Source organism: Arthrobacter sp. 05L417, assembly GCF_056397865.1.
The window spans coordinates 60,825-81,394 of the sequence record NZ_JBFTOG010000040.1; the positions used below are offsets into that span (position 1 = coordinate 60,825).

Genomic DNA, 20,570 nt, shown 5'->3' on the forward strand with positions numbered 1-20,570 from the left:
CGGGATCCCGCACGGCCAGTTTTACGAGCACCAACGGAGACCACCTTGTCAGAGCAGAATGATGCCGTATCGATCCCTACAGGGAACCCGCCGGCTACGGACAAACCCGGCTTCCGTCCAGCCGTCGTGGCGCCTGTTCCCCTTGAGGCCATCGCGTCCTCCCTCGGAATTGCGCTGCCCCTGGACTCCAGCGGTACGTCGGTGACCGGTGTATCCCTCAACTCGCGCACTGTCGAGCCGGGAGACTTGTACCTGGCCCTGCCCGGAGCCACACGGCACGGGGCCGACTTTGTCGCCCAGGCGGTGGCGGCCGGTGCCGTGGCTGTCTTGAGCGATGAAGATGGCGCCCGCCAATTGGCACTTGAGGACCTTGCTGTTCCCGTGCTGATCGTCAGCAATCCCCGTGCCGCGGTCGGGACCCTCGCCGCCCTCATTTATCGAAGCCAACCCCTCGATGGGGTTTCGCCCACACTTTTCGGGGTAACCGGTACGAACGGTAAAACGACCACGACGTATTTCATCAACTCCCTCCTCCGTGCGCTGGGCAGGAATCCTGGCCTGATCGGGACGATCGAAATCCTTGCGGGGGGCGAGGCCATCCCGAGCCTGTTGACCACGCCGGAGTCAACGGATGTCCATGCCTTGCTCGCCCTCATGCGTGAACGTGGGCTTGACGCGGCTTCCATGGAGGTCTCCTCCCACGCCCTGTCCTTCCACAGGGTCGACTCGGTGACGTTCGATGTTGCCGGCTTCACCAACCTGACGCAGGATCACCTCGATCTCCACGGAAGCATGGACGAGTACTTCCGGACCAAGGCGGAACTCTTCACCAGCGCGCGCGCACAGCGCGCTGTAGTGACCGTCGACGACCGCTGGGGGCGCTTACTGGCCGATGAGGCGGGTATTCCCGTGACCACGCTGGCGACCACGCCGGGCAGCGACGCTGACTGGACAGTGGAGTCAGCCGAGCAACGCGGGCTTGGAACGGACTTCGAATTGCGCCACCGCGATGGAACAGTCTTACGCGTCCATACGGGATTACCGGGGGATTTCAACGTCGCCAACGCGGCCTTGGCCACCATTATGGTGCTCGACTCCGGCATCGAACCGCCGGCACTGCAGGCGGCGCTGGAGAGGCACGATCCCTTCACCGTTTCCGTACCGGGCCGGATGCAGCTGATCTCGGATGCCCCGGCTTCCGTTGTCGATTTCGCGCACAACCCGGACGCACTGGCGAGGGCCCTGAAGGCCGTACGCTCGCAAGCCCCCGGATCCCGCGTGATTGTCGTTTTCGGCGCCACTGGACAGCGCGACCAGGGCAAGAGGCCGACAATGGGCGCCATAGCCGCCCGGCTCGCCGACGTCGTGATTGTCAGCGACGACGATCCGCATGACGAAGACGCTGCGGCGATCCGTTCGGAAGTCATCGCCGGGGCCCGCGCCGCCCAGGAGTCAGAGGGCCTTGACTGCGAGATCGTGGAAGCGTACCCCCGGGACGTCGCCATTCGCCAAGCCGTGGAACTCGCCACTGAGAAGGACACCATCCTGATCGCCGGCCGAGGACACGAGGTCTGGCAGGAAGTGAAGGGCGTGAACCTTGCCCTCGATGACCGGGTGGAACTGCGGGCAGCCTTGACAGCCAGGGGATTCAAGGTTTCCACGGACGAGCGGATAGAGTCCTAGACCGAGATGATTGCACTTACTGCGGCGGAGATCGCCGATATTACCAATGGCCGATTGGCAGCGGACCCGGGCATCGTTCCGGCGTCCGTCGTTACCGATTCCCGTGAGGCGGCTGCCGGATCGTTGTACGTGGCCAAGCCAGGAGAGAACGCCGACGGCCATGCGTACGTGGGCGCCGCTTTTGAGCGCGGGGCCGTTCTGGCTCTGACCGAGCGCGACGTTTCCGACGACGACGGCCGGCCGTACCCCGCCGTCGTGGTCGATGACGCCGTGATCGCCATGGGTGCCTTGGCTGCAGAGTCCGTCCGCCGAATCCGCGCCGAACGTGCGGCAAAGGGGGAGCCCTTCACCGTCATCGGCATCACCGGCTCGGCGGGCAAGACCACTACCAAGGACCTGCTCGCGGGGATCCTTTCCCGGGCCGGGGCCACAGTGGCGCCGCAGGGTTCGTACAACGGTGAAGTCGGCGTGCCGCTCACAGTGTTCGGGGCCGATGCTGGCACCCGTTACCTCGTGATCGAAATGGGCGCCACCGGCGTCGGCCACATCAAATACCTCGCCGACATGGTCCAGCCGGACATCGGCGTCGTTCTTTGCGTAGGCACCGCCCACGCCGGCGAGTTCGGTGGCGTGGAGAACATAGCCAAGGCAAAAGGCGAACTGGTCGAGGCGCTGGGGGAGGACGGAACGGCCGTCATCAACCTCGACGACGCGCGGGTCGCGGCGATGGTCTCCCGCACCCGGGCCAAAGTGCTCGGAACCACCGCTACCGGCATTTCCGGCTCCGCGGTCGAAGCCAGGAACGCCGATATCGACGAAGACGGCAACCCGGAATTCGAGCTCGTCCTGCCCGACGGCGGGGTCCCCCTTCCCGTCCACAGCAAGCTCATCGGTGCCCACCACATCACCAACCTGCTTGCTGCTGCGGCCGCAGCGTTCGCGGCAGGACTCCCTGCGGCCGAGATCGCCGCCTCGCTGAGCGAGCAGTCGCCGGCCAGCCGGTGGCGAATGGAACGCACGGAGCGGGCAGACGGCGTCACCATCATCAACGACGCGTACAACGCGAATCCGGAATCCATGCGTGCAGCCTTGCGAACCCTCGCCGACCTCGGCCAGGGACGCCGCACCTGGGCGGTGCTGGGAGCGATGCTGGAACTTGGCGAAGATTCCATCCGCGAACACACGGCGGTGGGGACGCAAGTGGTCCGCTTGAACATTTCCCGGCTCGTTGTGGTTGGCCGCGAAGCCCGGGCGCTGTACATTTCCGCGATCCAGGAAGGGTCCTGGGGCGACGAATGCAGTTTCACCGAAACGGCTGACGAGGCTTACGAACTGCTGCAGGCCGAGCTCGAACCAGGCGACCTGGTGCTTTTCAAGTCCTCAAACGGGGTCGGCCTAAGGCATTTGGGGGATCGGATAGCATTACCCCCACAGGCCGGGACAAGTGCGAACACTGCGGCTGCAACTGCCGCCAATGAAGGGAACGAGCTGCTGTGATTGCACTGTTGATCGGCGCGGGCGTTGCCCTCCTGGTGGCTCTGATCGGAACGCCACTGTTCATCCGGTTCCTCGTCACCAAGGGATACGGCCAGTTCATCCGCGACGACGGACCCACGTCCCACCACACCAAGCGTGGTACCCCCACCATGGGCGGGACAGTCGTGGTGGCTGCCGTGCTCATCAGCTATGGGTTGACCCACCTGATCATGTGGATGATGAACCCACGATCACCGGGCCCGTCAGCTTCGGGCCTGCTCTTGTTGTTCCTGATGGTCGGCATGGGATTCGTTGGTTTCCTCGACGATTTCATCAAGATTTCCAAGCAGCGCAGCCTCGGACTCAATGCCAAGGCCAAGCTGATCCTTCAAGCATTCGTCGGCATTGTCTTCGCAGTGCTGGTCTTGAACTTCCCTGACGCGGAGGGGATCACCCCGGCCTCCACGCATATTTCCCTTGTGCGGGACATCCCCTGGCTGAACCTGGCCTTCGGGGGCACCGTCCTTGGTGCCATCCTGTTTGTCATCTGGTCGAACCTGATCGTCACTGCGGCAACCAACGGCGTCAACCTCACGGACGGACTGGACGGCCTTGCCGCGGGTGCCTCCATCATGGTCTTCGGCGCCTACACACTCATGGGAATCTGGCAGAACAACCAGGCCTGCGGTTCGCCCCGCGAGGCGGGCAGCGGCTGCTATTCGGTCCGTGACCCGCTCGATCTGGCGCTCCTGGCGGCTATTTGCAGTGCCGCGCTGGTGGGCTTCCTCTGGTGGAACACGTCTCCGGCGAAGATCTTCATGGGAGATACCGGTTCCCTCGCTATCGGCGGCGCGGTGGCCGGCTTTGCGATCCTCTCCCGCACCGAGCTTCTTTTGGGCATCATCGGCGGTCTTTTCGTCCTCATTACGCTGTCGGTCATCATCCAGGTGGGCTACTTCAAGGTCACCAAGGGCAAACGTGTCTTCAAGATGGCCCCCCTTCAGCATCATTTCGAACTCAAGGGCTGGGCCGAGATCACGGTGGTTGTCCGATTCTGGATTCTTTGTGGCCTGTTCGTGGCAGCAGGCCTTGGGATTTTCTATGCTGAATGGGTGGTGCTGCTGTGAGCGCAAGTCCTCAAACCAAGCCTTCGTCCAATGACCGGCTCAAGGACCTCGTCAGTTGGGATTCCGACTGGAAGGGCCTTCGCGTCGTCGTGACGGGCATCGGCGTCTCGGGTTTCGCGGCCGCCGACACCTTGATCGAACTCGGCGCACGGGTGGTGGTGGTTGATGCTGCCACGAGCGCCAAAGCCCTCGCCCAAGCGGACACCTTGAAGATCGTGGGTGCCGCCGACGTCCTCCTTGGCCAGGACGCCGTCAAGACCCTGCCCCGTGTGGACGGCGAAAAGCCCGAACTCGTCGTGACGTCGCCGGGCTGGCGGCCGGACCAATCCCTCCTGGCGGCCGCCAAAAGGGCCCACGTACCGGTGTGGGGCGACGTCGAACTCGCTTGGCGGGTGCGCGAACGCGAGGGCCGCAAGACGGCGGACTGGCTCACGATCACGGGTACCAACGGCAAAACCACCACGGTGGGCATGACCGAAGCCATGCTGCAGGCGGCAGGGCTCAAAGCAATCGCCGTGGGGAATGTCGGCACTCCCATCCTGGACGCACTCCGTGACCCTGTGGAGTACGACGCCTTCGCGGTTGAGCTGTCCAGCTTCCAGTTGCACTGGATCGAATCCCTCTCCCCGGTGGCCAGCGTCTGCCTCAACGTCGCCGAGGACCACGTCGACTGGCACGGTTCTTACGAGTCCTACCTCGCGGACAAGGCAAAGATCTTCGAGAACACCCAGAAGGCGTGTATTTACAACGCTGAGCAGATCGAGACCGAACGCATGGTGGAAAACGCCGACGTGGTCGAGGGGTGCAGGGCAATCGGTTTCACCACCTTGACGCCGGCTGTCAGCATGCTCGGCGTCGTCGAAGGGTTGCTCGTGGACCGTGCGTTCATCGAAGGACGCCAGAGTTCGGCAGAGGAACTTGCCTCCCTGGCCGATCTGGGCACTGCCGCTCCGCGACACATGGTTGCCAACGCGCTGGCTGCGGCCGCCCTGGTGCGCGCTTACGGCGTCGAATCGTCTGCCGTGCGTGAAGGGCTGCGGAACTATCTTCCGGGAGATCACCGCATCCAGCCTGTCGCCAAGCAGAACGGCGTGCTCTGGGTCAACGACTCCAAGGCGACCAATCCGCACGCTGCTTCCGCAGCCCTGTCGGCGTTCGACAAGGTCGTCTGGATTGCGGGCGGTTTGTCCAAGGGCGTCAACTATGACGACTTGGTCAAAAGCAACGCGCACAGGCTCAAGGCGGTAGTCCTGATCGGCGCCGACACCACGGACCTGGAAGCCTCCCTCAAGCGACACGCAGCGGATGTGCCCGTAATCGGGCAGCCCAAGGGCGACACTGAAAAGGTGCAGTCCGCCGATTCAACTGGTGCCGCCGCGGAACCGTCTCCGATCTTCGGTGACACCGTCATGGCCCACGCTGTCGCATCGGCAGCAAGTATCGCCGAGCCCGGCGATACCGTGCTGATGGCCCCGGCGGCTGCCTCCATGGACCAGTTCTCTTCCTACGCTCACCGTGGCGATGCTTTCATCCGGGCAGTGCGCGAGCTTGTGGAAGGCCAGGCACAGACCACCGAGGAGTAACAATGGTCAGCACGCCCACGCGCAGCGGGCCCGGGCGGACCCGGGCCGGCAAGGCAGCCCCCGCCGGACGCGCGGCAGGCGTTGCTCGAGCCTCGCTGCCGTCGCGGATACGTTCCGGGATGGCTGGTTTCTGGTCAACGCTTGAGGGAAGCGGCAAATCAAGAAACGGGTCTACGTACTACCTGATTCTCGGCGCATCGCTTGCGCTCACGGCCATCGGGATCATCATGGTCCTCTCGGCATCCAGTGTTGAGGCGATTGCGGCTGGAGAATCCCCGTACTCGATCGCCACCAAGCAAGGAATGTTCGCCGGCATCGGCATCGTTGCGATGCTGGTGCTTTCACGGGTCAACGTCCTTTGGCTTAAGAGATTCGCGTGGCCCTCGATCATTCTCGCCGGTGCCTTGTTGGTGCTGGTCCTGGTGATCGGCAAGCGTGTGCTGGGCAACCAGAACTGGATCGAGATCGGTGGCTTCACCTTCCAGCCATCGGAGTACGCCAAGTTCGCCTTGGTGCTCTGGATGGCAACGGTCCTTTCCGTGAAGGCAAAGCTTCTCGACAAGTGGACCCATGCGCTCATCCCCATCGTTCCGGTCTCGGGCGCCATCATTGCCTTGATTGTCCTGGGACATGACCTTGGAACCTCGTTGGTGGTCATGTTGATCATGGCGGCCGGCTTGTTTTTCGGCGGCGTCAACCTGAAGCTCTTCGCTGCTGCAGGAGGCGTTGCGGCGGCCGCGGCGCTGATACTGGCAGTTACCAGCGGAAACAGGATGTGCCGGATCACCTCGTGGATGGGGCAGAGCTGCGCAGGGGCCAGCGACATCGGGTTCCAGAGCGAACAGGGACTCAGCGCCCTTGCCTCGGGAAGTTGGTTTGGTGTTGGCCTTGGCCAGAGCCGGCAAAAATACCAATGGATTCCCGAAGCCCACAACGACTTCATCTTCGCTGTCATCGGGGAGGAACTCGGCCTCGTGGGGACCATCGTGGTCTTGGTGCTCTTTGCGTTGCTCGCCGTTGCGATCTACCGGGTGGTCAGCCACCAGGAAGACTTGTTCGCCCGCGTGCTCGGTGGCTCGATCATGGCGTGGATGCTCGGTCAGGCCGCGATCAACATGGCGATGGTGGCCGGCTTGCTGCCCGTGATCGGCGTTCCGCTACCTTTCATTTCCTATGGCGGTTCAGCGTTGGTGATGTCGCTATGCGGCGTGGGCGTAGTGTTGTCTTTGGCCCGCGCCCAAATGGCTCCTGCCGGCCGTTCAAAGCCGCGCTGGCGACTTGCGAAAACTGCACGAAAGCGTACATAGCACTCCATGAATTCCCAGCCCAAACCCCTCTCCGTGGTCCTCGCCGGCGGCGGGACCGCCGGACACATCAGCCCGTTGCTCGCCATTGCCGACGCCATCAAGTCGCTGCGGCCGGAGGCCAGGATCCTGGCCGTCGGCACGCCCAATGGCATGGAAACGCGTCTGGTTCCGGCAGCCGGCTACGAATTGGCCACCATCGACCGGGTTCCCTTTCCCCGGAAGCCCTCCGCGGATCTGCTCAAACTGCCCGGCAGGCTCGCAGCGGCGGTCAAGCAAGCCGGGCGCATCCTGGACGACGCACAGGCCGACGTCCTACTCGGCGTCGGCGGCTATGTCTGCACTCCGATGTACCTCGCGGCGTGGCGTCGCAGGATCCCCATCGTCATCCACGAGGCCAACACGCGCGCCGGGCTTGCCAACCGGGTAGGGGCCATGTTCACCAAGCATGTCGGGGTGGCTTTCCCTGAGACCCGGCTTCGGCACGCCCGCCACGTGGGGATGCCCATGCGCAAGGCCATCGCCGGTCTGGACCGTGCGGCTTGGCGCGCGGATGCCAGGCAGTCCCTGGGCCTCGACGCCGGACAGCCTGCACTCATCGTGACCGGCGGTTCCTCCGGAGCCCAGAGCATCAACCGCACGATCGCCGGTGCCGTCGCCGCTTTGGCGGAAGCCGGTATCCAGACACTGCACATCACCGGCCGCGGCAAGGCGGTGACGAACGACGACGGCGACCCCCTGGCTGCCGACGGCTACCACCAGGTGGAATACGTGGACGGCATGGAGAATGTCTACGCGGCAGCCGATGTCCTCCTTGCCCGATCCGGCGCGGCAACCGTCAGTGAGGTGGCCGCCGTCGGGCTCCCGGCGGTCTTCGTTCCGCTGCCCATCGGAAACGGCGAGCAGGCAATGAACGCGTCCGCCCTGGTCAAGGCCGGTGCAGCGCTTCTTGTCGACGACCGGGCCCTGACCGCGGAATGGCTCAAGGCCGAGCTGATTCCTTTGCTCACGGATCAAGCCCGCCTTGAGGACATGGCCAGCAAGGCAAAGGAACTTGGCATCAGAAATGCTGATCAGCGGATGGCTGATCTCGTCTTGGAAGCGGTAACCGAATGACCCAGCCCCTCGCAGACATCGATTCCCTCGGCAGGGTCCACTTCATCGGCATCGGCGGCGTGGGCATGTCTGCCGTCGCACGCATCATGGTGGCCAGGGGCGTTCCCGTGAGCGGTTCCGACGCCAAGGACCTGCCCGTCATGCAGGACCTCCAGTCCGCAGGGGCACGGATCGCAGTTGGCTACGCCGCGGAAAATCTTCGTGACGCGCAGACCGTCGTTGCCGGTTCGGCCATCAGGGCCGACAATCCGGAACTGGAAGCGGCCCGGGCGGCCGGCCTTCCGGTGCTCCACCGTTCAGAGGCCCTCGCGGCAACCATGGGCGCAGACCGCGTGGTGACCGTGGCCGGCACGCACGGCAAGTCCACCACCACCTCGATGGTGGCCGTGTTGCTCAAGGAAGCGGGCCTGGATCCCTCGTTCGCCATCGGCGCCAACGTACCCGCCCTCGGCGTCAACGCAGCGCACGGCACCTCGGACATCTTCGTTGCCGAAGCCGATGAATCGGACGGTTCCTTCCTGAACTATCGGCCCCTCATCGCCGTCGTCACCAACGTCGAAGCCGACCACCTGGACTATTACGGCACGTCCGAGGCTGTCTACGCCTCCTTCGACAGTTTCGCTGCACTCCTGCCCGCCGACGGCGTGCTTTTTGCCTGCGCGGACGACGACGGTGCCCGGGCCCTCGCGGAACGGACCCGCGCAGCGGGCAACACCCGGGTTCTGGGCTACGGGACCGCGGAGGACGCCGATATCCGCCTGTACGATGGGGGGCCGGGCGATGTCCGGGTCTCTGTCGGCGGACAGGAATACCGGCTTGGCCTCCAAGTGCCCGGGCGGCACAACGCCTTGAACGCGACGGCCGCGTTCGGCGTCGCAGTCGAGCTCGGCGTGGCACCCGAGGTTGCCGCGGCCGCCCTCGGCCATTTCGCCGGAGCATCGCGGCGATTCGAGTTCAAGGGGCAGGGGAGGGGCGTGCGTGTCTACGACGACTACGCCCACCACCCCACGGAAGTCCGGGCCGCCTTGTCCGCCGCCCGCTCCGTGGCAGGCGGCAACAAGGTGCATGTGCTCTTCCAGCCGCACCTGTTTTCGCGTACCCGCGAATTCGCGGAGCAGTTTGCGGAGGCGCTTGGCGAGGCGGACACAGCCCTCGTGTTGGACATCTACCCAGCCCGCGAGGATCCCATCCCCGGGGTCACGAGCACCCTGATCACGGGACGTCTGAAGAATGGCAGGCTCGTGGCCGGCGGCCAGGAAGCACTGGACGCGGTACTCTCCGCGGCCGGCGACGGCGACATCGTCCTGACCGTCGGAGCCGGCGACGTGACTGCCTACGGACCCCGGATCGTGGAGCTGTTGGGTGGCTGACACCCGGAAGCCCACGTTCAAGCCGCAGGCGGGCAGCCGGCCCGGAGTCGTCAGTGCAGAACGCGGCCTCGACGATCCCGTCGGTGGTCCTTCGGAATCAGCCGCGGGCATGGACAGCAATGTGCTGGCATTTCCCGAGCCCAAGGGACGCAAGCGGCGTCGGACGGTGCTCACGGTGGTGGCCATCGTCGTCGCCCTGGTCGCCGGAATCATCGTTGCGTCGATCTACTCGCCGGTGTTCGCAGTGCGCACTGTGACGGTTGACGGCACCAAGCTGCTTCAGGCGGGGAGCGTCCAGAAGGCCCTCGAACCGGTGAAGGGAAAACCCCTTCCGCAAATCAACGACGCCGACATTGCCGCGCTGCTCAAGCCGCTTGTCCAGGTGCGTTCCGTCAGTACCGAGGCCCGTCCGCCGTCGGAACTTTTGGTCCACATTGTGGAGCGGGTGCCCGTGGCGCTGGTCAAGAGCGGCGACAACTATTCACTGGTTGACGTCGATGGCGTCCAGCTTGGATCAACCACCGATCCCGCATCGGTTCCCTTGCCGGTCATCGACGGGCAAGGAGCGAACCAGAGTCTCTTCAAGGCGATCACGGCTGTTCTTGCGACGCTGCCGGCGGATGTGCTGGCGAAGATGGCCAGCGCTTCGGCCTCGTCGCCGGACGCCGTCGAGCTCAAGCTCACGGACGGCAAGATCGTCGTATGGGGGAATGCGGACGAGAAGGAGCTGAAGGCGCGCGTCCTCGAGGCGTTGCTCAAGGCTCCCGCCAATCCAAAAGTTCCGGTGAATGTCTACGATGTCAGCGCACCGAGGCACCCGTTTACCAAATAGGCCATTTCAGCTAGTAACTTCAGTGACGTAGAGGGCTATTTTTCGGACTTTCACACGACACGCGGAGGCGGTCATTGAATGTCGGATTCATAGCCCATACCGTCACTTAAGAGTTACTTGACATAACTATAACCTTCAACTAGAGGGTTAAGGTCCAAGGATTCAAGTTGGACTCGATCTGTTTCGCTATAGGACACAAGCAAGGGGCACGAAACGTGGCAGCACCGCAGAATTACTTGGCCGTCATCAAGGTCGTCGGCATCGGCGGCGGTGGCGTGAATGCAGTTAACCGAATGATCGAAGTCGGCCTTCGCGGCGTCGAGTTCATCGCCATCAACACCGATGCCCAGGCTCTCCTCATGAGCGACGCGGACGTCAAGCTTGACGTTGGACGCGAGCTCACGCGCGGTCTGGGAGCCGGCGCCAACCCCGACGTCGGACGCCAGGCTGCCGAGGACCACGCCGATGAGATCGAAGAGGTCATCCGCGGAGCCGACATGGTCTTCGTCACCGCAGGCGAAGGCGGCGGCACGGGAACCGGCGGCGCCCCCGTCGTGGCCCGGATCGCACGCTCGCTCGGCGCCCTGACGATCGGTGTCGTCACGCGGCCCTTCACCTTCGAAGGACGCCGACGTGCCGGTTCGGCCGAAGCCGGAATCGACGCCCTGCGCGACGAAGTCGATACCCTCATCGTCATCCCCAACGACCGTCTCCTCTCCATCAGCGACCGTAACGTCTCCGTCCTGGACGCTTTCCGCTCCGCTGACCAAGTACTCCTGTCCGGTGTCCAGGGCATCACGGACCTCATTACGACCCCTGGCCTGATCAACCTGGACTTCGCTGACGTCAAGTCGGTCATGCAGGGTGCGGGCTCCGCGCTGATGGGTATCGGCTCGGCGCGCGGCGAGGACCGCGCTGTCAAGGCCGCGGAACTCGCCATCGCTTCTCCGCTTCTGGAAGCCTCGATCGACGGCGCCCACGGCGTCCTGCTCTCCATCCAGGGCGGCTCGGACCTCGGCCTGTTCGAGATCAACGAGGCCGCGAGGCTCGTGCAGGAAGTGGCCCACCCCGAAGCCAACATCATCTTCGGTGCCGTCATCGACGACGCCTTGGGCGACGAAGCACGCGTCACGGTTATCGCCGCTGGTTTTGACGACCTCAAGGCCACCTCACCCTCGATGAACCAGTCGGCCGCCCAGCAGCCGGGTCAGCACCAGGCCCCTGCGGCCCCGGACCGTCCCGCAGCGCCTTCAGCTGCTCCGGCCTATTCCGCGCCGCAGCACGTTTCCGCAGGCGTCGGCGCTTCAGGCTTGAGCAACTGGGGCCAGCAGCGCCCGTCGGCTTTGCCGGCTGACTCGGGCTTCGACGTCGACCTCCCCGCCGTCGTCGAACCGGACCTTTCGGGAAGCCGCACCGACGACCTCGATGTTCCGGACTTCCTGAAGTAGCCTGTCCGTTCAAACCCACCCAGGAGAGTTAGCCAGTAGTGTTTTGGTGGCGAAAAGAAGTGCGGCCGGGGATTTCGGTCGCCTTCTCCGATGATGATGCGGGCAACCTTGCACTGCACGTGGCGGACAATCCTGACGATGTCATGGTGCGCCGGGCCCGGCTGGAAGCAGCGGCGGGGCTCGGCGAACGGCATTTCCAATACATGAACCAGGTACACGGAAAAGCCGTCGAATTCATCGCCGCCCATGGCGACGGACCAACGGCCGACGCCATGGTGTCCACGGGGCAGCCCCTCGCGGTCATGGTGGCCGACTGTGTCCCCATCGTGTTGCTGGGCGAAGTGCCCGACGAAACCGACGCGGTCCTTGCGGTGGTCCACGCAGGCCGGCCAGGAGTTGCCGCGGACATCGTTTCGGCCACCGTCGCCGAAATGCGAAACCGCGGTGCGGCGACCATCAGCGCCTGGCTGGGCCCCTCCATCTGTGGTGAATGCTACGAAGTTCCCGAACAGCTGCGGGCCGACGTGGCTGCCGCTGTTCCGGAAACCTGGTCAACGACCTCGTGGGGCACGCCCGCACTGGATCTGCCCGCCGGTGTGCGTTCCCAGTTGAAAGCACTCGACGTCAGGGTGGAGTATTCGGGGGAGTGCACGCGGGAGACCTCCCGGCTCTACTCGTACCGGCGCGATCAGCAAACAGGCCGCTTTGCAGGTTTGGTGTGGACGCATGAGTGAGACTTTCCCGACAGCGGAAAGCGCTGGCGGCGATCCACGGACTGCCGAGCTGCGCGAACGGCTGGCCGCGGTCCGCCAGCGGATTTCGGCGGCAACCGTCGCAGCCGGGCGAACCGAAGAGCCGCAACTGATAGTCGTCAGCAAGTTCCATCCCGCAGCGGATGTCACCCGCCTGGCGGCACTTGGCGTGACGGACGTCGGCGAAAACCGCGACCAGGAAGCGGCCGCGAAGTCTGCCGAACTCGCAGGGCTCCCGGTGCGTTGGCACTTCATTGGTCAACTGCAAAGCAACAAGGCCAAGTCCGTGGCGAAGTACGCGTTTTCGGTCCAATCGATCGATCGTCCGCAACTGGCCGAGGCCCTGGCCAAGGCCATTGCGCGGCAACAGTCCGAGTCCGGCAGGCCGGACCTTGACTGCTACATCCAGGTCAGTCTTGAGCACGACGCCGGCGCCCACCGCGGCGGTGCCGCTCCGTCCGACGTCGAGCGCCTCGCCGAATCCATCGCGACGGCCGCCGGGCTGCGATTGGCCGGCGTGATGGCCGTCGCGCCGCTCGGAGCGCCCCCGGAGGAAGCGTTCGAGAAACTCGCCGCCATTTCAAGGGATCTGCGAGGACTGCATCCGGACGCCGTGGGGATATCGGCCGGGATGAGCCAGGACCTAGAAGCTGCCGTTCAATTTGGTGCGACACACCTGCGAATTGGCTCGGATATTCTCGGTTCGCGTCCGCGGGTGGGGTAGCGTCAAAGTATTGGAAGCGACGGGCCGGGATTTCAGCGATGTCAAGTCATGGGCGGCCCGCCCACTGCAGACACGATAGGAGTCCAGCATGGCTGGCGCACTGCGCAAGACAATGGTTTATCTTGGGCTCGCCGATGGCGATGAACACTACGAGTCTGAGCAGAACGAGCAGCACACGGACGAGGCCCGGTCTGTCGACCACAATCGTGAAGAGCGCCGCGCCCCTGCACCTGTACGTGAAGTAGTTCGTGAAGTCCCCCCTGTCGCCGAAGAGGAATACCGCGCACCCGTGACACCTATCAAGCGTGCGGCATCCAGCCGCGAAGACGCCTCCGGACTGAGGCAGATCACCACCGTCCATCCCCGCTCCTACAATGACGCCAAGATCATCGGCGAAAGTTTCCGGGACGGCATCCCCGTGATCATGAACGTCACGGACATGGGTGAGGCAGATGCAAAGCGCCTCGTCGATTTTTCCGCCGGCTTGGTCTTCGGACTCCACGGCAGCATTGAGCGCGTCACTAGCAAAGTTTTCCTGTTGTCGCCGTCGTACGTCGAAGTTCTTGGCGACGACAAGAAGGTCAGCGAAGCCCAAGCAACGTTCTTCAACCAGAGCTAGCACAGTCAACAGGGATGCCAGGCAGAGCGATCTGCCTGGCATCTGTGTTGCAATAGAGGGACTGACCGGAAAAATGGCGAACTAGGAGATCTGAGCTAACCCGTGGGCATAGTTTTCGGCCTTTTGTACATTGCATTGCTGCTGTTCCTGGTCACCCTCATCATCAGGCTCGTCTACGATCTGGTGCAGATGTTTGCGCGCCAGTGGCGCCCCCGCGGCGCTGCCCTGGTGGCCGCGCACGTGGTCTATTCCGTGACTGATCCGCCGTTGAAACGGATCCGCCGGCTGATTCCACCGCTGCAACTTGGCGGGGTGTCCCTTGACCTGGCATTTCTGATCGTGTTTATTGTCGTCAGCATCGCAATGGGATTCGTCTACACGCTGGCGTAGCTTTTCCGCAGTCCATGTGCCGCCGATCTTTTTTCTTCGGCCCGTGGCTGCAATCTTCCGACCCAACACGATGGTGTTGAATTGGGGGAATCAGATGATATTTAGGTACCGTAGTTTTGAACGGCCGGAAGGCCTACTGACTAACTAGACCAACGAGGTGACCAGATGGCTTTGACGCCAGAAGACGTTGTCAACAAGCGCTTTCAGCCGACCAAGTTCCGCGAAGGCTACGACCAGGACGAGGTCGACGACTTTCTCGACGAAATCGTTGTCGAGCTGAGGCGTTTGAATCAAGAGAACGACGAGCTGCGCAAGAAGCTCGGCGAAGGCGGAAACCCGGTTCCTGCCAGCGCAGCATCGGCACCCGTGGTCGAGAAGGTGCCCGCACCGGTGAAGGCCGACAAGGACGCACAGGCCAAGGCAGAAGCCGAGGCGAAGGCCGAGGCCGAGAAGAAGAAGGAGCCGGCTGTTGCCGCCGCTCCTGCCCCGGCCGCACCTTCGGCCGGCTCTCCTTCCGCCGAGTCCGCAGCGGGCCTGCTGGCCATGGCTCAGCAGATGCACGACAAGCACGTGGCCGATGGCGAGCAGCAGAAGGAAAAGATCATTGCCGAGGCGCAGATCGAAGCCTCCAGCCTCGTCAACGACGCGCAGGACAAGTCCCGCAAGATCCTCGGTGCCCTCGAGCAGCAGCGCAGCGTTCTCGAACGCAAGGTGGAGCAGCTCCGCGGCTTCGAGCGCGACTACCGCTCCCGCCTGAAGGCCTACATCGAGGGCCAGCTGCGCGACCTGGATGCCCGCGGCTCGGTTGCGGCTCCTGAGGTCGGCGAAGCCGCCGCAGAGGTCTAGCAAGTATTCTGAAAGCCGGTGGCTGGGGATTCCTCGGCCACCGGCTTTTGGCTGTTAAGGCGCCAGAAGCCATGGTTACCGAACCGAATGAAAGTACTATGAGCGACGAACAAACTGACGGCACAGAACAAACGAACGGCATCCCGGAGCCCGTCCGCACCAAGGTCCACGCGTGGCGCCCCGCACTGCTTTGGGTCTTTGCAGGCTTCGCCGTGTTCGCGTACGCCTTCGACCAACTGACCAAACTCTGGGTCACCAGCACCATGGTCGAAGGCGAGCGGATCCCCGTCCTTCCTCCGCTCCTGCATTGGTACTACATCCGAAACTCCGGCGCCGCGTTCTCCATCGGTGAAAACGTCACATGGGTCTTCACCATCGTCATGGCGGCCGTTTCGGTGGTGATTTTGTTCCAGGTGCGTCGACTGGGATCGGTCTGGTGGTCGCTGGCCCTCGGCCTGCTGCTGGGAGGCGCGCTCGGAAACCTCACGGACCGCCTTTTCCGCGAGCCTTCCTTTGCCATGGGCCACGTGGTGGACTTCATCCAATTGCCCAACTTCGCGATTTTCAATATCGCCGACTCGGCGGTGGTTTCCGGCGTCGTGATCATCTGCCTGCTGACCATACGCGGGATCGGACTCGACGGGTCCCGCCATCATTCCGCCGGTTCCGCGACGGCCAAGGCCGGAACACCTGAGGATCAGGAACCGCGCGATGTCTGAGCAATTCGTGGTGCCCGAAGAGCTGGGCGGGACCAGGGCCGACGCGGGCCTGGCGAAGCTGATGGATATTTCCCGTTCCGCGGCCGCCTTGCTGATCGCCGAGGGCAACGTCACCGTCTCCGCAGGCACGGTGGGCAAATCGGCGAAGCTCGTTGCCGGGTCCGTGCTGGAAGTCACCGTTCCCGAACGCCGGGATCCCTTGGAAGTCGTGGAGGAAGTCGTGGAAGGCCTGAATATCCTGTTGGACGATGACGACTTTGTTGTCATCGACAAGCCCGTAGGCGTGGCGGCGCACCCGTCACCGGGTTGGGTAGGCCCGACAGTGGTTGGTGGCCTCGCAGGTGCGGGATACCGGATTTCAACATCCGGCGCGCCTGAACGTGCCGGCATCGTCCACCGTCTCGACGTCGGAACGTCGGGCGTCATGATCGTGGCCAAGAGCGAACACGCTTACACGGTGCTCAAGCGGGCCTTCAAGGAACGCACCGTAGACAAGGTGTACCACGCAGTGGTCCAAGGCCTGCCGGATCCACTGGAGGGCACCATAGACGCGCCCATCGGGCGCCACCCCGGGCATGATTGGCGTTTCGCGGTGATCGAGGATGGCCGTCCCTCCGTGACGCACTACGAAGTCCTTGAGGCCTATGGCAAGGCAACCCTCGTGGAAATCCACCTTGAGACAGGCAGGACACACCAGATCCGGGTTCATTTCTCGGCCCTCAGGCACCCCTGTGCGGGCGACCTGACCTATGGGGCGGACCCGCGTTTGGCCGCCAACCTGGGTCTGACCCGGCAGTGGCTGCACGCGCGGAGGCTTGGCTTCAACCACCCCCGCACCGGCGAATGGGTCGAAGTCACCAGCCAGTACCCGGCGGACCTGCAGTACGCGCTGGAACTTCTTGAAAGCGGCAACGCGTAGCGGGATCCACGCTTCCAGCGCGCCACTCCAACCGCGGGACCCCTGCCGGTAGACTGTCGTGGTGACTTCCAGCAATGACTCGTTCGTCCATCTGCACACCCACACCGAATACTCCATGCTGGATGGCGCGGCCCGTCTTACCGAGTTGTTCGACGAGACCGAGCGGCTGGGCATGCCTGCGCTGGCCACCACGGACCACGGATACCTGTTCGGTGCCTTCGATTTCTGGAAGAAGGCCACGGACAAAGGCATCAAGCCGATCATCGGCGTCGAAGCCTATGTCACACCGGGGACGGCGCGCGGCGACAAAGAGCGCGTCCGCTGGGGCGACGAAAGCCAGCGCAAGGACGACGTCTCCGGTGGTGGTTCCTACACCCACATGACGTTGTTGAGCTACAACAACGCAGGCATGCGCAATCTGTTCCGGGCATCCTCGATTGCTTCCCTCGACTCGGTGTTCGGCAAATGGCCCCGCCTGGACCGGGAGTTGCTGAACACGTATTCCGAAGGCCTGATCGCCACCACCGGCTGCCCTTCGGGTGAAGTCCAGACCCGTCTTCGGCTGGGGCAATACCGGGAGGCCCTGGCTGCGGCCTCCGAGTTCCGCGACATCTTCGGTGCGGAAAACTACTTCTGCGAACTGATGGACCATGGCCTGGACATCGAGCGGCGGGTCACCGGCGATCTGCTGCGTTTGGCCAAGGAACTGAAGCTTCCGCTCGTGGCCACCAATGACCTCCACTACACGCATGAGCATGACGCGAAGGCCCATGAGGCCCTCTTGGCGATCCAGTCGGGCTCCACGCTGCTCGAGCCCACCTATGACAACGGCGGCTCCCGATTCGCCTTCTCCGGCAGCGGCTACTACCTGAAGTCACCGCAGGAGATGCGGGAGCTGTTCCGCGACCATCCCGAGGCCTGCGACAACACCCTGCTGATCGCCGAGCGTTGCGAAGTGTCCTTCAACACGGGCGCGAACTACATGCCGCGGTTCCCATGCCCACCCGGCGAGGACGAGACGTCCTGGCTGGTCAAGGAAGTAGCCACTGGACTCGATTACCGCTACCCGAACGGCGTCCCGGACAAGGTACGCAAGCAAGCCGACTATGAGCTTGACGTCATCACCTCCATGGGCTTCCCTGGCTACTTCCTCGTGGTGGCAGACTTCATCAACTGGGCCAAAAACAACGGGATCAGGGTGGGCCCGGGCCGCGGTTCCGGCGCGGGCTCCATGGTGGCGTACGCCATGCGCATCACCGACCTCGACCCGCTGGAACATGGCCTGATCTTCGAGCGCTTCCTCAACCCGGACCGCGTGTCCATGCCCGACTTCGACGTCGACTTCGATGATCGTCGCCGTTCCGAGGTGATCGACTACGTCACGCGGAAGTACGGCGACGAGCGCGTGGCCATGATCGTCACCTACGGCACCATCAAGACCAAGCAGGCGCTGAAGGACTCGTCCCGCGTGCTCGGCTACCCGTTCAGCATGGGTGAACAGCTCACCAAGGCCCTGCCGCCGGCGGTGATGGCCAAGGATATCCCGCTCGCGGACATCCAGAACCCGGAGGCCAAGCGCTATGGTGAGGCCGGCGACTTCCGCCAGCTGATCAGCACGGACCCTGAGGCCGCAAAGGTCTTCGAGACCGCGCTGGGCATTGAGGGGCTGAAGCGGCAATGGGGCGTCCATGCCGCTGGCGTCATCATGTCTTCGGACCCCATCATCGACGTCATTCCTGTCATGCGCCGGATCCAGGACGGCCAGGTCATCACGCAGTTCGACTACCCGACGTCCGAAGGCCTCGGCCTGATCAAGATGGACTTCCTCGGCTTGAGGAACCTGACGATCATTTCCGACGCCCTGGAAAACATCAAGATGAACCGGGGCGTCGACCTCGATCTCGAGCACTTGGCGTTGGACGATCCGGCGTCGTACGAGTTGCTGGCTCGCGGCGACACTTTGGGCGTCTTCCAGCTCGACGGCGGCCCCATGCGGTCGCTGCTCAAGCTCATGAAGCCTGACAACTTCGAAGACATCTCCGCCGTGTTGGCGCTGTACCGGCCGGGTCCCATGGGTGCCAACTCGCACACCGACTACGCCCTGCGCAAGAACAAAATCCAGGAAGTCATCCCGATCCATCCGGAACTCGAGGAACCGCTCGCCGAAATCCTCGGCGGAACGTACGGGCTCATCGTGTACCAGGAGCAGGTCATGGCCGTGGCCCAGAAACTGGCCGGCTACTCACTGGGTCAAGCCGACATCCTGCGCCGCGCCATGGGCAAGAAGAAGAAATCCGAACTGGACAAGCAGTTCGCAGGCTTCTCCCAGGGCATGCAGGATAACGGCTACTCCATGGAGGCCGTCAAGACCCTGTGGGACATCCTGCTTCCGTTCTCCGACTACGCCTTCAACAAGGCGCACTCCGCCGCGTACGGGGTCATCTCCTACTGGACTGCGTACCTGAAGGCCCACTACGCCCCCGAATACATGGCCGCCCTGCTCACGTCCGTGGGCGACGACAAGGACAAATCGGCCATCTACCTCAATGAATGCCGGCGAATGGGCATTACGGTCCTTCCGCCGGACGTCAATGAGTCAAGCCTTAACTTCACCCCTGTGGGAACGGACATCCGCTTCGGAATGGGGGCCATCCGCAATGTCGGCGTCAACGTGGTGGAAGCCATGGTGGCAGCCCGCGCGAGCGAGGGTGCCTACACGTCCTTCAAGGACTTCCTCATGAAGGTTCCGGCGGTGGTCTGCAACAAGCGCACCATTGAGTCCCTTATCAAGGCCGGCGCGTTCGACTCCCTTGGCCATCACCGCCGTGCGCTGGCCATGGTCCACGAAGAAGCGATTGACTCCGTCATCACGCTCAAGCGCAATGAGGCGATCGGCCAGTTCGATCTCTTCGCCGGATTCGAGGACCAGGAGCCGCAAGCCTCCCTGAGCACCGAGATCCCGGACCTGCCGGAATGGGAAAAGAAAGACAAGCTCGCCTTCGAACGGGACATGCTGGGACTCTATGTCTCGGACCACCCCCTGCAAGGGCTTGAGGGCGTGCTGAGCCAGCATGCCGAGCAGTCGATCACCTCGATCCTGGGAGAAGACGGACCGCACGACGGCGCCATCGTCACCATCGCGGGCATGATCACCTCGCTCAGCCGAAGGATCGCCAAGGCAAGCGGCAACGCCTACGCGCGGGCGGAGATCGAAGACCTGGGAGCTTCCATCGAGGTCATGTTCTTCGGCCAGGTGTACGGCCCCATCGCTTCGGTGCTCGCGGAGGACCTGATCGTGGTGGTCAAGGGCCGTTTGCAGCGGCGCGACGACGGTGCAGTCACCTTGAACTGCATGGAACTCTCGGTTCCGGACTTGAGCGAAAGCACCAACGGTCCCCTCGTCATCACGATGCCCACGTACAAGGCAACCGAGGCCGTGGTCACTGACCTTCGCGATGTTTTGACCACCCACCGGGGGAACTCCGAGGTCAGGCTCCACTTGCAGGGTGATTCCAAGGTCGAGGTCATGGGCCTGCCGGTGCACTTGCGCGTGAATCCCACCCCGTCGCTTTTCGGTGACCTCAAGGTACTTCTTGGCCCGACCTGCCTGGACAGCTGATTGGTCCCGCGGCTCGCTGAACCAGCCGGCCGGTGACGAAAGA

Annotated in this window: 16 protein-coding genes and 1 pseudogene; all 17 read left to right on the plus strand. The window is 63.6% G+C overall.

Going from position 1 to position 20,570, the window contains the following annotated elements; all coding sequences use genetic code 11:
* The first annotated feature begins 45 nt into the window (after nt 1-45).
* A complete protein-coding gene (locus AC1DJW_RS22140) occupies nt 46-1,683 on the plus strand; it encodes a UDP-N-acetylmuramoyl-L-alanyl-D-glutamate--2,6-diaminopimelate ligase (protein WP_476902523.1) in 1,638 nt (545 codons plus the stop codon).
* Nucleotides 1,684-1,689: 6 nt separating this feature from the next.
* The gene (locus tag AC1DJW_RS22145) at nt 1,690-3,180 is read left to right on the plus strand and encodes a UDP-N-acetylmuramoyl-tripeptide--D-alanyl-D-alanine ligase (protein WP_476902524.1); all 1,491 of its coding nucleotides are present in this window, start codon (nt 1,690-1,692) and stop codon (nt 3,178-3,180) included.
* On the plus strand, nt 3,177-4,286 hold the full coding sequence (gene mraY / locus AC1DJW_RS22150; RefSeq protein ID WP_269996805.1) for a phospho-N-acetylmuramoyl-pentapeptide-transferase: 1,110 nt from the start codon (nt 3,177-3,179) through the stop codon (nt 4,284-4,286). The genes AC1DJW_RS22145 and mraY overlap by 4 nt, the downstream gene beginning before the upstream one ends.
* The gene (gene murD, locus AC1DJW_RS22155) at nt 4,268-5,869 is read left to right on the plus strand and encodes a UDP-N-acetylmuramoyl-L-alanine--D-glutamate ligase (RefSeq protein WP_476902525.1); all 1,602 of its coding nucleotides are present in this window, start codon (nt 4,268-4,270) and stop codon (nt 5,867-5,869) included. Before mraY ends, murD begins: the two co-directional genes overlap by 19 nt.
* 2 nt (nt 5,870-5,871) lie before the next feature.
* Nucleotides 5,872-7,176, plus strand: a complete 1,305-nt coding sequence (ftsW, locus tag AC1DJW_RS22160; RefSeq protein ID WP_390282147.1) for a putative lipid II flippase FtsW — start codon at nt 5,872-5,874, stop codon at nt 7,174-7,176.
* Nucleotides 7,177-7,182: 6 nt separating this feature from the next.
* Nucleotides 7,183-8,289 carry an undecaprenyldiphospho-muramoylpentapeptide beta-N-acetylglucosaminyltransferase gene (murG, locus tag AC1DJW_RS22165; protein WP_284751766.1) on the plus strand — a complete coding sequence of 369 codons (1,107 nt, stop codon included), beginning with the start codon at nt 7,183-7,185 and terminating at the stop codon, nt 8,287-8,289.
* Between the two features lie 95 nt (nt 8,290-8,384).
* Nucleotides 8,385-9,659, plus strand: a pseudogene (gene murC, locus AC1DJW_RS22170) (UDP-N-acetylmuramate--L-alanine ligase); the annotation flags it as partial.
* Nucleotides 9,652-10,491, plus strand: a complete 840-nt coding sequence (locus tag AC1DJW_RS22175; protein WP_390282145.1) for a cell division protein FtsQ/DivIB — start codon at nt 9,652-9,654, stop codon at nt 10,489-10,491. The pseudogene murC and the gene AC1DJW_RS22175, both read left to right, overlap by 8 nt.
* Nucleotides 10,492-10,706: 215 nt before the next feature.
* Entirely contained in the window at nt 10,707-11,939 is a 1,233-nt protein-coding gene (gene ftsZ, locus AC1DJW_RS22180) for a cell division protein FtsZ (RefSeq protein ID WP_284751769.1), read from the plus strand.
* Between the two features lie 38 nt (nt 11,940-11,977).
* Nucleotides 11,978-12,673 (plus strand): purine nucleoside phosphorylase YfiH/LACC1 family protein, encoded by a 696-nt coding sequence (locus tag AC1DJW_RS22185; RefSeq protein ID WP_476902526.1) that lies wholly within the window; start codon nt 11,978-11,980, stop codon nt 12,671-12,673.
* The gene (locus tag AC1DJW_RS22190) at nt 12,666-13,415 is read left to right on the plus strand and encodes a YggS family pyridoxal phosphate-dependent enzyme (RefSeq protein WP_476902527.1); all 750 of its coding nucleotides are present in this window, start codon (nt 12,666-12,668) and stop codon (nt 13,413-13,415) included. The genes AC1DJW_RS22185 and AC1DJW_RS22190 overlap by 8 nt, the downstream gene beginning before the upstream one ends.
* 88 nt (nt 13,416-13,503) lie before the next feature.
* Nucleotides 13,504-14,034, plus strand: a complete 531-nt coding sequence (locus tag AC1DJW_RS22195) for a cell division protein SepF (protein ID WP_390282140.1) — start codon at nt 13,504-13,506, stop codon at nt 14,032-14,034.
* Nucleotides 14,035-14,136: 102 nt separating this feature from the next.
* The gene (locus AC1DJW_RS22200) at nt 14,137-14,424 is read left to right on the plus strand and encodes a YggT family protein (protein ID WP_390282139.1); all 288 of its coding nucleotides are present in this window, start codon (nt 14,137-14,139) and stop codon (nt 14,422-14,424) included.
* Between the two features lie 165 nt (nt 14,425-14,589).
* A complete protein-coding gene (locus AC1DJW_RS22205) occupies nt 14,590-15,270 on the plus strand; it encodes a DivIVA domain-containing protein (RefSeq protein WP_284751773.1) in 681 nt (226 codons plus the stop codon).
* A 98-nt stretch (nt 15,271-15,368) separates the two neighbouring features.
* Nucleotides 15,369-15,989: a signal peptidase II gene (gene lspA, locus AC1DJW_RS22210; protein ID WP_284751774.1), complete on the plus strand. Its 621-nt coding sequence runs from the start codon at nt 15,369-15,371 to the stop codon at nt 15,987-15,989.
* The gene (locus AC1DJW_RS22215; RefSeq protein WP_284751775.1) at nt 15,982-16,908 is read left to right on the plus strand and encodes an RluA family pseudouridine synthase; all 927 of its coding nucleotides are present in this window, start codon (nt 15,982-15,984) and stop codon (nt 16,906-16,908) included. Before lspA ends, AC1DJW_RS22215 begins: the two co-directional genes overlap by 8 nt.
* Nucleotides 16,909-16,969: 61 nt before the next feature.
* A complete protein-coding gene (dnaE, locus tag AC1DJW_RS22220; protein ID WP_476902528.1) occupies nt 16,970-20,527 on the plus strand; it encodes a DNA polymerase III subunit alpha in 3,558 nt (1,185 codons plus the stop codon).
* The last annotated feature ends 43 nt before the right edge of the window (nt 20,528-20,570 follow it).

Bases quoted from the DNA above. Each gene is read 5' to 3' on its own strand.
- AC1DJW_RS22145 (WP_476902524.1), top strand. From the start codon at position 1,690: ATGATTGCACTTACTGCGGCGGAGATCGCCGATATTACCAATGGCCGA.
- AC1DJW_RS22205 (WP_284751773.1), top strand. From the start codon at position 14,590: ATGGCTTTGACGCCAGAAGACGTTGTCAACAAGCGCTTTCAGCCGACC.
- murG (WP_284751766.1), top strand. From the start codon at position 7,183: ATGAATTCCCAGCCCAAACCCCTCTCCGTGGTCCTCGCCGGCGGCGGG.
- lspA (WP_284751774.1), top strand. From the start codon at position 15,369: ATGAGCGACGAACAAACTGACGGCACAGAACAAACGAACGGCATCCCG.
- AC1DJW_RS22190 (WP_476902527.1), top strand. From the start codon at position 12,666: ATGAGTGAGACTTTCCCGACAGCGGAAAGCGCTGGCGGCGATCCACGG.
- murD (WP_476902525.1), top strand. From the start codon at position 4,268: ATGGGTGGTGCTGCTGTGAGCGCAAGTCCTCAAACCAAGCCTTCGTCC.
- ftsW (WP_390282147.1), top strand. From the start codon at position 5,872: ATGGTCAGCACGCCCACGCGCAGCGGGCCCGGGCGGACCCGGGCCGGC.
- AC1DJW_RS22195 (WP_390282140.1), top strand. From the start codon at position 13,504: ATGGCTGGCGCACTGCGCAAGACAATGGTTTATCTTGGGCTCGCCGAT.
- AC1DJW_RS22215 (WP_284751775.1), top strand. From the start codon at position 15,982: ATGTCTGAGCAATTCGTGGTGCCCGAAGAGCTGGGCGGGACCAGGGCC.